Origin of the sequence: Aquabacterium humicola, from assembly GCF_030167915.1 — a bacterium.
Lineage (GTDB): Bacteria > Pseudomonadota > Gammaproteobacteria > Burkholderiales > Burkholderiaceae_C > Pseudaquabacterium > Pseudaquabacterium humicola.
Genome location: NZ_JARGNB010000007.1, coordinates 26,887 through 41,835 on the forward strand (window position 1 = coordinate 26,887; position 14,949 = coordinate 41,835).

Sequence of the window (14,949 nt, forward strand, 5' to 3'; positions counted from 1 at the left end):
GGTGGATACTCCGCCGCGAGGAGGTGCCCCGATGCCCATCAACGTGAACAACTGCCGCACCAACCCGACCACCGTGTCGCTCGGCAACTTCAACGGCGGCACGTTCATTCCGGCCATCGCCGCCGGCGGCGACCATCGGCACTACACGGCGGCCAACTGCCGGGTCAACCTGAATCCGACGATGAACGTCGGCGTCGGCGTCGCCGGCATCACCAGCCTCGACCCCGCGGCCAACGCCGCCGGCGACACCTATTTCCTGCCCTTCGCAACCGACAAGATCTGCTCGATCGTGCTGCCGGCGCCGGCCGCCGCGGCGGCGCAGTCGTTCCTGACGACGAACCTGTCGGGCTGCATGGTCTACGTCGACCGGGTCAACGGCGTGCCCGGCTCGATCGTCGTCTACCACGCGAACAACCAGACCAACGCCCCGCCCGGCCACCTGGGCGGCCAGCAGCCGACGCTGCAGCTGCCGGCCTGCACCACGCGGCTGAACCAGCTCTACGTGGCCGCGCGCGGCGTGCTGGCGGCCGCGCCGTACAACCTGAACCTGGCGCCCGCCGGCAACATCGACAAGCCGGCCTACAACTTCGGCGCCAACGCCGAGGTGCTGCGCAAGACCGCCCAGAACCGCACGAACGTCGAGTTCGTCGGCGGCACCATCGTCTTCGGCGTGGTCAACGGCGCGGCCTGGGAGCTCTACTGGGCCACCTACGGCAGCTGCGAGTACGACCGCCCGAAGAAGGCGCCGAAGGGCTGGTTCGGCCACCGGCACCGCAACCCGACGGCCCTGGCCAATCCGAACTACCGCGTGCTGGGGTCGGGCCGCATCGTGTGAGCCGGGTCCACGAGGTGGGTGTCGGCAATGGCATGGCGGCGCGGCGTCGTGGCGCCGCGCCTCAGGCGGGCTGCGGCAGGCTGTGCCACCAGATGCGTGCAAGCGAACAGTGGTCGCCGTTGAACGTGGCCTGGAGAACACCGTCGAGCACCATTCTTGGCAGGGGATCGCCCGGCTTGCGCGCAACGAGGGGGGTGCCGGTGGACCGGGCCCAGATCTGGAACAGTTCCTCCGATGCGACCTGGTACGTGGTACGCCAGTGCGCGATGCCCGAAGTGGCCGCCGTGGCCAGGACCTCGAAGGAGACCTGGACGTCTTCTTGGAGTTGCACCCGCTTCCAGTACTCGCCGAGTTGCGCGGTGCCACGCTGAACCTGGAACGGCGTGTTGTGGTATTCGCCATCGGGCAGGAACAGCGCCGCGAACATTCCGGGGTCGCGCTGCTCCCATGCGGCCTTGTAGCCGAGCATGAAGTCGTCGATGTTCACGGCAACTCGCTGGGTGTGGGTGTGCGGCGCCTGAGCCTGGAGCCGACGCGTCCGCGGCGTCGGGAGGCTGGGACGGGAGGCTCGAGGCGGGAGGCCGATGATAGGCCGGACGGCCGCGCGCGCCCCGACGCCTGCCGACGACGCAGACGGCGCGCGTCCCCCTGCAGGCGGCAGGTCAAGCGGAACGGAACGCCGTCGTCGGCGCATCGTTTCGCATGGCCTTGCTCAGGCGTCGACGATCGTCTCGAAGCCGCCGAAGATCATGCGCTGCCCATCGAAGGGCATGTCCTCCGGCTTGTGGTCCATGCGCGGGTCGGCCATCGATTTCTCCATGCCCTTGTCGCGCGTGGCCTTGTCGGGCCACTCGATCCAAGAGAACACCACGCTCTCTTCCGGCGTGCGCTTGACGGCCATCGGGAACGACGTGACCTTGCCTTCGGGCACGTCGTCGCCCCAGCACTCGACGACGCGCAGCGCGCCGTGGTCCTTGAACACCGCGGCCGCGCTCTGGGCGATCGCCTGGTAGGCCTCGCGCTTGGCGTTGGGCACCGCGATCACGAATCCATCGATGTAGGCCATGGGGGGCTCCTTGTCGGGTCGAGGAAACGAACGTCGCGGCAAACGCGGTGCCCGGCACGACGTGCAGGCGCGGCCGCGTCGTCCGGGACATAACATCGCGCGCACCATGAAGACCCTCCCATCCTGTCTGATGCGCCTGGCCTCGGCCGTGCTGCTGGCCCTGCCGCTCACCGCCACCGCCCAGGTGCCGGTGGCCGCGCAGCCGAACCACGAGCTGCTGCTGGCCGCGGCCGATGCGAAGCTGGCCGCCAACAAGCGCCTGGTCTACGACTTCTGGCGCGAGGTGTTCGAAGGCGGCCAGCTGCAGCTGGCCGAGAGGTACCTGGCCGAGTCCTACATCCAGCACAACCCGAACGTGCCGACCGGGCGCGCCGGCTTCGTCGAGTTCTTCGGCAAGTTCGCGAAGCCCAAGCCGGTCGAGCCGCGCATCAAGGCGCCGCTGGTGGCGATCACCGCCGAGGGCGACCTGGTGATCCTGAGCTTCGTGCGCGAAGCCGCCGACCCGGCCGACGCGGCGAAGAAGTACACGACGACCTGGTTCGACATGTTCCGCATAGAGAACGGCCGCATCGCCGAGCACTGGGACGCGGCGCCGAAGCAGGCACCGCGCTGACGCGCCGGCCCCAGCGGCCGCGCTCGCCTCGGAGCTACGCCGCCGCGGCGGCCAGCGCGCCTTCGCGCACCAGCGCATCGCCGATGCGCAGCACGTCGGCCACCAGCTCGCGCGCCTGCGCCATGCCGGTGCGGGCGCCGACGAAGCACGGGCGCAGCGCCAGCCGGCCGCCGATGCGCGTGGTGCTGGGCATGTTGCGGTTCTCGCGCATCAGCCGGCGGTGCAGGCGCTGGTTCAGCGCATCCAGGTCGTCGACGCCCGGCGCGACATAGCGGAAGCAGCAGATCGACAGCGTCGGCTCCAGCAGCAGCTCGAGGTTCGGATGCGCGCGGGCCATCTGCGCGACGGCGGTCGCCATGTCGTTGTGGCGGCGCACGCGCTCGCGCAGGCCAGCGATGCCGATCTCGCGCAGCAGCGCCCAGACGACGACGCCGCGCGCGGGCGCGCTGAGCTCGACGCCGTAGTCGAAGTACGGGGTGCCGAAGTCGTCCATCGAGTGCTGCGTGCCCGGTTCGGTGGCCGCCGGCTCGACGCTGCCCTCGAGGTAGTGCGCCGGCTCCTGCGTGAACGCGCGCTGCAGCAGCCCGCGGTCGTGCACGAAGGTGGCGCCGATGCCGACCGCCGCGCCCAGCCACTTGTGCGGGTCGACGATCACCGAGTCGGCCAGGGCCAGGCCCTTGAAGAGCGTGGCCACGCGCTCGTCGAGCAGGCCGGGCAGGCCGTAGGCGCCGTCGACATGGAACCACAGGCCCTGGGCCTTCGCGAGCTCGCCGATGCTCGACAGCGGATCGATCGCGCCGGTGTTGGTCGTGCCGGCGTTGGCCACCACCGCCATCGGCAGCACGCCGGCGCGGCGGTCGGCCTCGATCGCCGCGCGCAGCGCGTCGACGCGCATGCGGCCACCGGCATCGCAGGCGATTGCCCGCACCGCGCGCCGGCCGAGGCCGAGCACGCCGGCGGCGCGCTGCACCGTGTGGTGCGTCTCGGTGCTGGCGTAGACCGCCACCGGCCGATGCAGCTGCAGGCCGTCCGCCGCCGGGTCGCAGCCCAGGCGCTCGAAGGCCTGCTGGCGCGCGGCACCGAGCGCCAGCAGGTTGGCGGTCGAGCCGCCGCTGCTGTAGACGCCCTGCATCGCGCCGAGGCCGAAGGCGTCGGCCAGCCAGCGCAGCGACAGGGCCTCGAGGAAGTTGAACGAGGTCAGCCCATAACGCTGAGGTGACGCGACCGAGGCCGCGGTGGCGGCCAGCGTCGCGACCGTCGTCGCGCCGGTGGTGATGAAGCCGCTGAAGCCGGGCCGCGGGATCGCCGAGCCGAAGGGCACGACCTCGTGCAGCAGCTCGTCGACCACCGCGTCGGCGCCGATGCCCTGCTGCGGCAGCGGCGCATCGAGCCGCGCGCGCCAGCGTGCGCCGCCGTGCAGCGCGTCCGGGTGCTCGAACGTCAGGTACGCGTCCAGCCCGGCGCCCAGGCGCTCGAGCAGCGGCTGCAGGCGGCCGGTTTCGGCGGCTTCGGTGGTCATGGTCAGCTCGCGGAATAGAAGAGGTAGTCGGCCGTGTAGGGCACGCGCACCTGCGTGCCGAGCAGGCAGCTGCCGGCCGGCGCCAGGCCGCCGGTGGTGTGCACGCGGCGCACCGCGGCGATGTGCGTGAAGCGGCCGGCGCCGCCGGTGCGCGTGGCCTGCAGCAGCAGCCACGGGATCGCGTCGGCGACCGGCGCATCGGCGCGCGCGGTCGGCTTGGCTTCGATGCGGCTGCCGTCCAGCGCCTGCCAGTACGGGCCGGCGCCATGGTGGCCGACGCGGCGGCCGTCGGCATCGAAAAGCGCGGCATCGGGCGCGACGAAGGCCCAGGTGCTGCCGACCTGGCCGGGGCGGCATTCGTAGACCTGCACGCCGCGTGCGGCCAGCGTGGCGACGAGGGTCTCGCCGGCGCCCACCGCCAGCGCCGCGGGCAGCGCCTCGGACGCGGGCGTGTCGGACTTCGGCGTGGTGCAGGCGGCCAGCAGCACCGGCAGGGCCGCGAGAACGAGTCGCTTCATGCTCAGGCCACCTGCGCCACGGGCGCTGCAGGCGCCGCCGGTGCCGCCGGTGCCGCCGGTGCCGCGATCGACGCGAGGATCGCGCGTTCCTCGTCGTTCATGTCGATGTCGATGCCTTCGAACAGCGGCGTCGACAGGTAGCGCTCCCCAGTGTCGGGCAGCATGCAGACGATGTGGCTGCCGGCCGGGGCGTTGCGTGCGACCTCCAGCGCGGCGGCCAGCGTGGCGCCGCTGGAGGTGCCGACGAAGATGCCTTCCTGCGTCGCCAGCGCGCGCGCCAGGCGCATCGCCTCGGCGCCGTTGACCTTGACGATCTCATCGACCAGCTGCTCGTCGAACGCCGCCTGCGTCAGGCGCGAGATGAAGTCCGGCGACCAGCCCTGCATCGGGTGCGGCTTGAAGGCCGGATGGGTGGTGGGCTGGCCGGCGGCATTGCACGGCTGGGCGATGCCGCTGGACAGCACCGGCGCGACGTCGGGCTCGGCGGCGACGACGCGGATGGCCGGGTCGGCCGCCTTCAGCGCGCGCGCCACGCCCAGCAGCGTGCCGCCGGTGCCGAAGCCGGAGACGAAGGCGTGCAGCGGCTGGCCGGCGAAGTCGCGCAGGATCTCCTGCGCGGTGGTGCGGGTGTGGATCTCGGCATTCGCCTCGTTGTCGAACTGGCGGCACAGGAACCAGCCGTGCGCCTCGGCCAGCGCGATGGCCTTGTTCAGCATGCCGGTGGCCTTCTCGGCGGCCGGCGTCAGCACGACCTTGGCGCCGAGGAAGCGCAGCAGCTTGCGGCGCTCGACGCTGAAGCTCTCGGCCATCGTCAGCACCAGCGGGTAACCCTTCTGGGCGCAGACCATCGCCAGGCCGATGCCGGTATTGCCGCTGGTGGCCTCGACCACCGTCTGGCCCGGCTTCAGCACGCCGCGGCGCTCGGCGTCCTCGATCACGGCCAGCGCCAGGCGGTCCTTGACCGAGCCGAGCGGGTTGAAGGACTCCATCTTGACGTGCAGGTGCACGCCCTCGGGAGCCAGCTTGTTCAGGCGGACGATCGGGGTGTTGCCGACGGTCTGCAGGATGTTGTCGTAGCGGGGCATGAAGAATCCTCGTCAGGTTGAAAGCGGTCCGGGGTCGACCGGTGGAAGCGGACTGTCGCGGCCCCCGCGTTCCACCAGCGTTCCCTGACACCGCCGCCCCAGCAGCCGGCGGCCGCGGGGGATACTTCGTCGCCCATGTCGGACCCGCCTGCCACGGACCTGCCTGTTCCGCACCTGCCCGTCCCGGACCTGCACTTCAAGCTGCTCGGGGCGCCGGCGGTCGCGTTCGGCGGCCGAATGCTTGCTCTGCCCTTCGAGCGCCGCACGCAGCTGGCGGTGCTGCTGGCGCTGCGGCGGCAGTGGGTGCCGCGCACCGAGGTCGCCGCGCTGCTGTGGCCCGAGCTGAGCGACAAGCAGGCCTACGCGAACCTGCGCAAGACGCTGTTCCGGCTGCCATCGCTGCCCTGGGCGCAGGCGGTGGCGGTGGAGCCGGCGGCGCTGCGTTTCGACGTGCCCACCGACGTCGGCGAGTTCGAGGCCGCGTTGAACGACGGCCGCACCGCCGACGCGCTGGCGGCCTACGGCGGCGACCTGCTCGACGGCTTCGACGATGGCCAGAGCGACGGCTGGACCCGCTGGCTCGGCTTCGAACGCGACCGGCTGCGCGCCGCCTGGCGCCATGCCGCGCTGGCGACGCTGGACGGCGGCACGCTGGACACGTCGGCCGCGCTGGCGCTGAGCACGCGGCTGCTGGAATCCGATCCGCTCGACGAAGCCGCGCTGCAGCATCGCCTGGCTGCGCTGGCGGCCAGCGGCCAGGCGGGCGCCGCGCGCGCGGCCTACCGGCAGTTCGTCGAGCGGCTGCAAGCCGAGCTCGGCATCGAGCCCGGCGCGGCGCTGCGCGCGCTGCACGACGGCCTCGGCGCGGGCGCCGCGGCGCCACCACGCCCGCCGGCGGTCATGGCGCCGCCGCTCGCCGATGACGGCTTCGTCGGCCGCTCCGGCGAGCTGGCGCGCATCGCCGAGCTCTTGTCGCGCGACGAGTGCCGGCTGCTGTGCCTGGTCGGCCCGGGCGGCGTCGGCAAGACGCGGCTGGCCAGGCGCGCGATGCAGCTGCTGGGTCCGCAGCAGGACGACGGGGCGCTGTTCATCGCGCTCGATGACGTCGAGACCGCCGCGCAGCTCGGCCTGCGGCTGGCGCAGGAAGCGGGGGTGGCCACCGGCCCGCGCGCCGGCCAGGCCCTGGACCGCGCGATCGAGGCCTGGCGCGAGCGCCAGCTGCTGCTGGTGCTGGACAACTTCGAGCAGCTGTCCGGCGAGACGGCCACCCTCTCGCGGCTGCTGCGCGATTGCCCGCGCCTGAAGCTCTTGGTGACCACGCGGGTGCGGCTGCAGCTGGCCGACGAATGGTCGCTGCCGCTCGAAGGCCTGCCCTGCCCCGACCCCGAGGACCGCGACCGCGTCGAGGCCTTCGACGCGGTGCGCCTGTTCGTCAAGGCCGCCCAGCGTGTCGAGCCCGGCTTCAGCGCGGCCGCCGATGCCGCGGCCATCGTCGACATCTGCCGCCAGGTCGATGGCCTGCCGCTGGCGCTGGAGCTGGCCGCCGCGTGGGTGCGCATGCTGTCCTGCGCCGAGATCGCGCAGGAGCTGCACCAGGGCACCGAGCTGCTGCGCGCCGCCGATGCCCGCCTGCCCGAGCGCCACGCCAGCCTGGAGACGGTGTTCGAGCAGTCCTGGCAACGCCTCAGCGCCAGCGAGCGCGAGGTGCTGGCGCGGCTGTCGGTGTTCCACGGCGGCTTCTCGGTCGAGACCGCGCGCGCGGTGGCCGGTGCGTCGCTGCCGGTGCTGGGCGCGCTGGCCGACAAGTCGCTGCTGACCAAGGACCGCCAGCGCATGCGCCTGCACCCGCTGGTGCAGCAGCTGGCGGCGCTGAAGCTGCAGGCGCTCGACGCGTCCTCGGCCACGCACGACCGCCATGCGCGGCACTTCCACGGCTGGCTGCTGCAGCTGGAGCCGGCGGCCGCGCGCGGCCGGCGCGAGGCGCTGAAGGCCATCGACGACGACTTCGAGAACGCGCGGCGCGCCTGGCTGCATTCGATCGCCCGCCAGGACGCCGCCGCGCTGCTGCGCGTGCTGCCGGCCTGGCGCCACTACTTCGAGCATCGCGCGCGGTTCGAGGACGGCCTGGCGCTGTGGCGCGCGGCGGCCGATTCCGAGCTGGCCGCGGCCGATGCGCTGCTGCGCGCGCGCGTGCTGGCCCAGGCCGCGCTGATGGAGATGCGCCTGGCGCGCTACGCCGACGCGCAGGTGACGGCCGGCACCGCGATCGACGCGGCTGAAGCCCCGGCCGATCGCGATGCGCGTTACCAGGCGCTGGCGGTGCAGGCCGGCTGCGCACACTACGCCGGCCGGTCGGCCGACGCGCGCGAGATCTACCTGCGCGCGCTGGACCTGGCACGCGCCCGCGAGAACGTCAGCGACATCGCGTCGACCCTGGACAACCTGGCGCTGTGCGAGAAGCGCCTGGGCCACTACGACGAGGCGCTCGGCCTGACGCTGGAGGCACTGGCCGAGCACCGCCGGCACGGCGACGATGCGCGGCTGGCGGTGTGCCTGAACAACCTGGGCTCGCTCTACACCTTCCTCGACGAGGACGCGGCCGCGCGCGAGCACCTGCTCGAGGCGCAGGCGCTGTGCGAGCGCCACGGCCTCGTCAGCACGCGCGCGTTCGCGCTGGCCAACCTGGGCGACCTGGCGCTGAAGGCCGGCGACATCGACGACGCGCGCAGCTTCGGCGAACAGGGCCTCGAAGGTGCGGACGCCGCCGGCCTGCGCTCGCTGGTGGCCTGGTTCAAGGTGCACCTGGCGCGCGTGGCGGTGCGCCAGGCCGCGCTGGACGACGCGCGCACCTGGCTGGCCGACGCCGCCGCGCTGGCGCTGAGCCTGGGCGCGCAGGCGATCAAGCCGCTGGTGCTGAATGCGCTGGCCGAGCTGCTCGATGCGCAGGGCCAGCCCCGGGCCGCGCGCCGCGTGCTGGGCTTCGCCGCGGCCGAGCCGACGTTGAGCGCGCCCGACCGCGATGAACTGATGGCCGCCTTCACCCGCCACCGCCCGCCGGACACGCCCGACCCGCCCTGGCCCGGCTGGAGCCTGACCGAGCTGATGCAGCGCATCGTCGCCGAGGCGCCGCTGGCGCATGCGCCGCTGATCGCCGCGCTGTCGTAGCCGCGCCGGCGCGCCCGGGCGCCGCGCGTCGCTGCCCGCCGTTCCGCCCCGTTCCGCCGCGTTCCTGATCGCCTCCGCCGGCGGCATGGAACGCCCATGGAACGCAGCCCTGCGCACAGTGCGTCCTCACCGAAAGGACGCACCGATGCACGCTTTGCCTTCCCTCGCCGCACACCGCCGCCCCGCCCGCCGGGAAACGGTCGTGCTGCTGCACGCCAGCGCCTCGTCGTCGCGCCAGTGGGACCCGCTGGCCGAGGCGCTCGCGCCGCACTTCGACGTGCAGGCGATCGACCTGCACGGCCATGGCCGCGGCCCGGCGTGGACCGCCGGCCGGCCGCTGTCGGTGCACGACGACGCGGCGCTGGCCCGCGCGGTGCTCGAGCGCAGCGGCGGCGGCCACGTGATCGGCCATTCCTACGGCGCCGCGGTGGCGACTCACCTGGCCGCGGCGTCGCCCGCGCTGGTGCACAGCCTCGCGGTCTACGAGCCGGTGCTCTTCAGCCTGCTCGAGGCCCAGGCCCCGATGAGCCCCGGCATCCGCGAGGCCTTCGCGCTGGCCGCCTTCGTGCGCGAGCAGGTCGAGCGCGCCGCGCCGGCCGCCGCGGCCGAGCGCTTTGTCGACTATTGGTCAGGTGCCGGCGCGTGGCGCGCGATGTCGGCCAGCCGGCAGCAGGCGGTGGCCGAGCGCATGCCGGTGGTCGCGCAGCATTTCGCCACGCTGGTCGGCGAGCCGCTGCCGCTGCACGCGCTGCAGAAGCTGCGCATGCCGCTGCTGTGCCTGCGCGGCTCGCGCACGACGATGGCCGCGCTGCATGTCACGGCGCTGCTGCGCTGCCTGCTGCCGCATGGCCGCCACGAGGTGCTCGACGGCCTCGCGCACATGGGGCCGCTGACGCATCCGCGGACCGTCAACGAGCGCCTGCTGCGCTTCCTGCATTTCGACGTGCCGTGCCGCGCGCCGCATGAAGCGCCGGCCGCGGCCGAACGAAGCGGCGCGGCCACCGAAACCGCCGACTGCGCGACCTGAGCGCACGGCAACGGCTTCCTGCCTGCGGTGCATCGAACGCGCCGCGACCTTCCCCTGTCCTTCATCCTCATCGAGATCCCACCATGCAACCCGTTCGTTCCCCTGTCTCCTTCGCACTCGCCGGCATCGCGCTGGCCGCCCTGCACGTCGCGTCGCCGGCCCGCGCCGACGCGGTCACCGACTGGAACATCAAGGCCGCTGAATTCATCACCGACGCCAAGCTCGGCACGCCCCCGGCGATGCGCGTGATGGCGGTCGTGCAGACCGCCGTGCACGACGCCGCGCAGCAGGTGCCGGCGGCGTCGCAGGACGCGGCGGTGGCCGCCGCGAACCGCGCCACGCTGATGGCGCTGCTGCCGGCGCAGAAGGCGGCCATCGAGACCACCTACACGACCATGCTCGCCGCGCTGCCCGATGCCTCGGCCAAGGCCGCCGGCATCGCCGCCGGCGAACGTGCCGCCGCGGCGGTGCTGGGCGCGCGCGCCAAGGAAGCACCGGTGTTCGCTGCCGTCGACATGACGCGGCCGCACATCGGCAACCAGCCGGGCGTCTACGTGCCGACCGTGCTGCCGGCGGCCACCGCGTGGGCCGCGCGCACGCCGTGGGTGATGACCGGGCCGGCGCAGTTCCGCCCCGGCCCGCCGGTGGCGCTGGCCAGCGACACCTGGACCCGCGACTTCGACGAGATCAAGGCCTACGGCGGCCGCGACAGCAAGGCGCGCAGCGCCGAGCAGACCGAGATCGCGCGCTTCTGGGACTACTCGCTGCCGGCGATCTACCACGGCGTCGTGCGCTCGGTGGCGCTGACGCCGGGCCGCGACGTGGCGGCCAATGCGCGCCTGTTTGCCACCGTCGCGCAGGCGATGGACGATGCGCTGATCGCCGTCTTCGATGCCAAGCACCACTACCGCTTCTGGCGCCCGGTCACCGCGATCCGCAATGCCGACCTCGACGGCAACGACGCCACCAGCCGCGACGCCGGCTGGCTGCCGCTGATCGACACGCCGATGCATCCCGAGTACCCGAGCGGCCACAGCATCCTGGCCGGTGCGGTCGGCGCGGTGCTGAAGGCCGAGGTCGGCTCGGCGCCGGTGACGCTGGCCACCAGCAGCCCGACCGCCAAGGGCGCGACGCGCCAGTGGACGCGCATCGACGACTTCGTCAACGAAGTGGCGATGGCGCGCGTGTGGGGCGGCCTGCACTACCGCTCGACCAACGAGGTGAGCCTGGTGATGGGCCGCGCGATCGGCGAGCTGGCGGTGCGCAAGGCCCGGCAACAGGCGGCGCTGCAGGCCGCCGAAATGGGCGGCGAGAAGGCCGGCGAGAAGTCCGGGAAGGCCGAGCAGGGCGTCAAGCCCGAGAAGGTCGAGCGGGGCGAGCGCGCCCTCGTGGCGACCGCGCAGTGAGCGCCGTCCACCGCTGTTGCGCAGGACTGCATCCATGAGCTTCACCGCGACCTTCACCGACGGCGTTCTCGCGATCGCCGGCGATGCGCTGGACAACCCGCTGACCGTCGGCCGCGATGCCGCCGGCAAGCTGTTCGTCAACGGCAGCGCGATCCCCGTGGCCGGCGTGCAGCCGACGATCGCCAATACGACGCTGATCCAGGTCTTCGGCCAGGACGGCAACGACAGCGTGCTGCTCAGCGAGGTGAACGGCCCGCTGCCGCACGGCCAGCTGTTCGGCGGGGCCGGCCACGACACGCTGACCGGCGGCGCCGGCAGCGACATGCTGTTCGGCCAGCTCGACAACGATGTCTTGCGCGGCCTCGGCGGCGACGACTTCCTGTTCGGCGGCGTCGGCAACGACTTGCTGATCGGCGGCACCGGCCACGACGAGCTCTACGGCGAGGCCGGCGACGACCGCCTGGTGTGGAACAACGGCGACGGTTCCGACCTGTTCGAAGGCGGCGACGGCTTCGACATCGCCGAGGTCAACGGCGGCAGCGAGGCCGAGGTCTTCACCGTGACGGCGAACGGCACGCGGGTGCGCATCGACCGCATCGACCCCGCGCCGTTCTTCATCGACGCCGGCACGATGGAGAAGCTGCAGCTTGCGCTGGGCGGCGGCGACGACCAGTTCTTCGCCACCGGCAACCTCGCCGCGCTGCTGCAGATCACCGTCGACGGCGGCGCCGGCAACGACCTGATCCACGGCAGCAACGGCGCCGACGTGCTCAAGGGCGGCGACGGCGACGACACCCTCGACGGCAACCAGGGCAACGACAGCCTGTTCCTCGGCGCCGGCAACGACCGCTTCAGCTGGGACCCGGGCGATGGCAGCGACGTCATCGAAGGCGGCAGCGGCACCGATGTGCTGCAGCTCAACGGCTCGGCCATCTACGAGCAGTTCGTGCTCGGCGCGAACGGCGCGCGGCTGCGGCTGACGCGCGACATCGGCAGCATCGTGCTCGATGCCGACGATGTCGAGACGGTCGAGATCCGCGCGCTCGGCGGCACCGACCGCATCACCGTCGAGCCGCTGGCGGGCACCGACGTGCGCGACGTGCGCGTGGACCTCACGGCCTTCGGCGGCGGGGGCGACGGCGCGGTCGACGTGGTCGCGGTGCACGGCACGACCGGCGCCGATGTGGTGAGCTTCAGCGTCGCCAACGGCGTCACGACGGTGCTCGGCCTCACGACCCGGGTGCACGTCAGCGGCGCGGAGCAGGGGTCCGATGTGCTGCAGCTGGTGCTGGGCGAGGGCGGCGACGTGCTCACCGGCGCGGGGCTCGTTGCGGGCACGGCCTACCTGGCCGTCGACGGCGGTGCCGGCAACGACAAGCTCACCGGCAGCGCCAGCGCCGACACGCTCGCCGGCGGCGACGGCACCGACCTGCTGACCGGCGGCCTCGGCGACGACTGGCTCTATGGCGACGCGGGCGACGACCGCATCCAGTGGACCGCCGGTGACGGCAACGACCTGGTCGACGGCGGCGAAGGTTTCGACGTCGTCGTGGTTGACGGCAGCGGCCTGGCCGACAAGGTGATCGTCACCGCGAACGGCGAACGCGTGCGGGTCGACCTCACCGAGCCGGCGCCGGCGGGCAGCCTCGACATCGGCACGACCGAAGAAGTGCGCATCGAGCTCAACGCCGGCGACGACCAGTTCTTCGCGGTCGGCAACCTCGCGGCACTGACGACGCTGGTGATCGACGGCGGCAGCGGCAACGACGTGCTCAACGGCGGCAACGGCGCCGACGTGCTGATCGGCGGCGACGGCAACGACCTGATCGACGGCAACCAGGGCAGCGACAGCGTGCTGATGGGCGCCGGCAACGACCGCTTCGCCTGGAGCCCGGGCGACGGCAGCGACGTGATCGAAGGCGGCAGCGGCGCGGACGTGATGCAGGTCGACGGCTCGGCGATCCAGGAGCAGTACGTGCTGTCCGCAGGCGGCGCGAACGGCACGCGCCTGCGCATGACGCGCGACATCGCCAACGTGGTATTCGATGCCGACGACGTCGAGACCGTCGAGCTGCGCACCTTCGGCGGCGCCGACCTGGTCACCGTCGAATCGCTGGCCGCCACCGACGTGCGCGACGTGCGCATCGACCTGGCGCTGCTGGGCGGCGCCGGGGACGCGGCGTCCGACGTCGTCGCGGTGAAGGCCACCGACGTGGCCGACGTGGTGAGCTTCGGCTTCGCCAACGGCATCGCCACGGTGCTGGGCCTGGCGACGCGGGTGCACGTCGGCGGCGCGGAAGCCGCGCTCGACAGCCTGCAGCTGCGGCTGCTCGATGGCCACGACGTGCTCAGCGGTGCCGGCCTCGGCGCTGGTGCAGCGCGCCTGGTGGCCGACGGCGGCCTCGGCAACGACCGCCTGACCGGCAGCGCCAACGGCGACACGCTGATCGGCGGGGCCGGCAACGACGAGCTGAACGGCGCCGTCGGCGACGACGTGATCGACGGCGGCGAAGGCGACGACCTGCTGCTGTGGAAGGCCGGCGACGGCAACGACGTGTTCGACGGCGGCGCCGGGCTGGACCTCGCACGGGTCAGCGGCAGCGCGGCCGCCGACACCTTCACCGTCACCGCCAACGGCGAGCGGGTGCGCATCGACCGCCTCGAGCCGCTGCCGGCGGGCAGCATCGACCTGGGCACGACCGAGCAGCTGCGCCTGGAGCTCGGCGGCGGCGACGACCGCTTCTTCGCCACCGGCAACCTCGCGGCGCTGGTGCAGCTGACCATCGACGGCGGCGCGGGCAACGACGTGATCAACGGCGGCAACGGTGCCGACGTGCTGGGGGGCGGCGACGGCAACGACACGATCGACGGCAACCAGGGCGCCGACAGCATCTTCCTCGGTGCCGGCAACGACCGCTTCAGCTGGGATCCGGGCGACGGCAGCGACGTCATCGAAGGCGGCAGCGGCACCGACGTGCTGGCGTTCAACGGCTCGGCCATCTACGAGCAGCTGGTGCTGAGCGCCAATGGCGCGCGGCTGAAGCTGACGCGCGACATCGCCGGCATCACGCTCGATGCCGACGACATCGAGACGGTGGAGCTGCGCCCGGTCGGCGGCACGGACCGCATCACGGTGAACCACCTCGGCGGCACCGACGTGAAGGCCGTGCGCATCGACCTGGCGCCGACCCTCGGCGGCAGCGGCGGCGACGGCGTGGCCGACACCGTCGTGATCGACGGCAGCGCCGGCAACGACGTCGTCGCGATCTTCATGGAGAACGGCGCGCTGGTCGTGCGCGGCCTCGGCTACGACGTGGTGGTGCGCAACTTCGAGCCGGGGCTCGACAAGCTGCAGTTCAACGGCCTGGCCGGCGACGACGTCGTCAAGGCGAGCGTGGCGGTGCTGATGCCGCTGGTGCTCGACGGCGGCGACGGCAACGACGTGCTGACCGGCGGCGGCGGCGACGACTGGCTGGACGGCGGCGCGGGCTTCGACACGCTGACCGGCGGCCCCGGCGTCGACGTGCTGCTCAATGGCGAGGTGCAGATCGCCGGGCTGCCGAGCGGCATCGATGCCTCGCTGATCGGTTGAGGCAGATCAACAGGACGGCGGCGCGCGCCGGCACTGCGCCGGAATGCCACAGCGCGCGGGCCGTTTTGTTCGAGGACGGCACGCTGCCGAGGGATCGCACCGGGTCGCGGCCGCTGACCCGCC

At 72.9% G+C, this 14,949-nt stretch carries 11 protein-coding genes; 6 read left to right on the plus strand and 5 right to left on the minus strand.

Annotated features, from left to right (window positions below):
- Window positions 1-31 precede the first annotated feature (31 nt).
- Window positions 32-835 carry a hypothetical protein gene (locus P1K89_RS25325; RefSeq protein WP_284619315.1) on the plus strand — a complete coding sequence of 268 codons (804 nt, stop codon included), beginning with the start codon at window positions 32-34 and terminating at the stop codon, window positions 833-835.
- A gap of 61 nt (window positions 836-896) precedes the next feature.
- Here the strand turns inward: P1K89_RS25325 and P1K89_RS25330 are convergent, their stop codons facing one another.
- Complete coding sequence (locus P1K89_RS25330) at window positions 897-1,322, minus strand: nuclear transport factor 2 family protein (RefSeq protein WP_284619316.1); 426 nt, start codon at window positions 1,320-1,322, stop codon at window positions 897-899.
- A 225-nt stretch (window positions 1,323-1,547) separates the two neighbouring features.
- Window positions 1,548-1,901, minus strand: a complete 354-nt coding sequence (locus P1K89_RS25335; protein WP_284619317.1) for a DUF1428 domain-containing protein — start codon at window positions 1,899-1,901, stop codon at window positions 1,548-1,550.
- Window positions 1,902-2,007: 106 nt separating this feature from the next.
- Here P1K89_RS25335 and P1K89_RS25340 point away from each other — a divergent pair, with 106 nt between their 5' ends.
- Window positions 2,008-2,514, plus strand: a complete 507-nt coding sequence (locus tag P1K89_RS25340; RefSeq protein WP_284619318.1) for a nuclear transport factor 2 family protein — start codon at window positions 2,008-2,010, stop codon at window positions 2,512-2,514.
- Window positions 2,515-2,548: 34 nt separating this feature from the next.
- On the opposite strand, the gene P1K89_RS25345 is transcribed toward P1K89_RS25340, so the two are convergent.
- Genes P1K89_RS25345 through cysK form a run of 3 tightly spaced genes read right to left on the minus strand, consistent with a single transcriptional unit; the run spans window position 2,549 to window position 5,636 of the window.
- Window positions 2,549-4,033 (minus strand): pyridoxal phosphate-dependent decarboxylase family protein, encoded by a 1,485-nt coding sequence (locus P1K89_RS25345; RefSeq protein WP_284619319.1) that lies wholly within the window; start codon window positions 4,031-4,033, stop codon window positions 2,549-2,551.
- Between the two features lie 2 nt (window positions 4,034-4,035).
- Window positions 4,036-4,551 carry a DUF3455 domain-containing protein gene (locus tag P1K89_RS25350; protein ID WP_284619320.1) on the minus strand — a complete coding sequence of 172 codons (516 nt, stop codon included), beginning with the start codon at window positions 4,549-4,551 and terminating at the stop codon, window positions 4,036-4,038.
- 2 nt (window positions 4,552-4,553) lie between these two features.
- Window positions 4,554-5,636, minus strand: a complete 1,083-nt coding sequence (cysK, locus tag P1K89_RS25355) for a cysteine synthase A (protein ID WP_284619321.1) — start codon at window positions 5,634-5,636, stop codon at window positions 4,554-4,556.
- 237 nt (window positions 5,637-5,873) lie between these two features.
- Between cysK and P1K89_RS25360 the strand changes: the two genes are divergently transcribed.
- The 4 genes from P1K89_RS25360 to P1K89_RS25375 all read left to right on the plus strand — a co-directional run bounded on the left by P1K89_RS25360 (window position 5,874) and on the right by P1K89_RS25375 (window position 14,826).
- On the plus strand, window positions 5,874-8,801 hold the full coding sequence (locus P1K89_RS25360; RefSeq protein ID WP_284619322.1) for an ATP-binding protein: 2,928 nt from the start codon (window positions 5,874-5,876) through the stop codon (window positions 8,799-8,801).
- Between the two features lie 145 nt (window positions 8,802-8,946).
- The gene (locus P1K89_RS25365; protein ID WP_284619323.1) at window positions 8,947-9,828 is read left to right on the plus strand and encodes an alpha/beta fold hydrolase; all 882 of its coding nucleotides are present in this window, start codon (window positions 8,947-8,949) and stop codon (window positions 9,826-9,828) included.
- An 83-nt stretch (window positions 9,829-9,911) separates the two neighbouring features.
- Window positions 9,912-11,234: a vanadium-dependent haloperoxidase gene (locus P1K89_RS25370; RefSeq protein ID WP_284619324.1), complete on the plus strand. Its 1,323-nt coding sequence runs from the start codon at window positions 9,912-9,914 to the stop codon at window positions 11,232-11,234.
- Window positions 11,235-11,268: 34 nt separating this feature from the next.
- Window positions 11,269-14,826 carry a calcium-binding protein gene (locus P1K89_RS25375; RefSeq protein WP_284619325.1) on the plus strand — a complete coding sequence of 1,186 codons (3,558 nt, stop codon included), beginning with the start codon at window positions 11,269-11,271 and terminating at the stop codon, window positions 14,824-14,826.
- Window positions 14,827-14,949 lie beyond the last annotated feature (123 nt).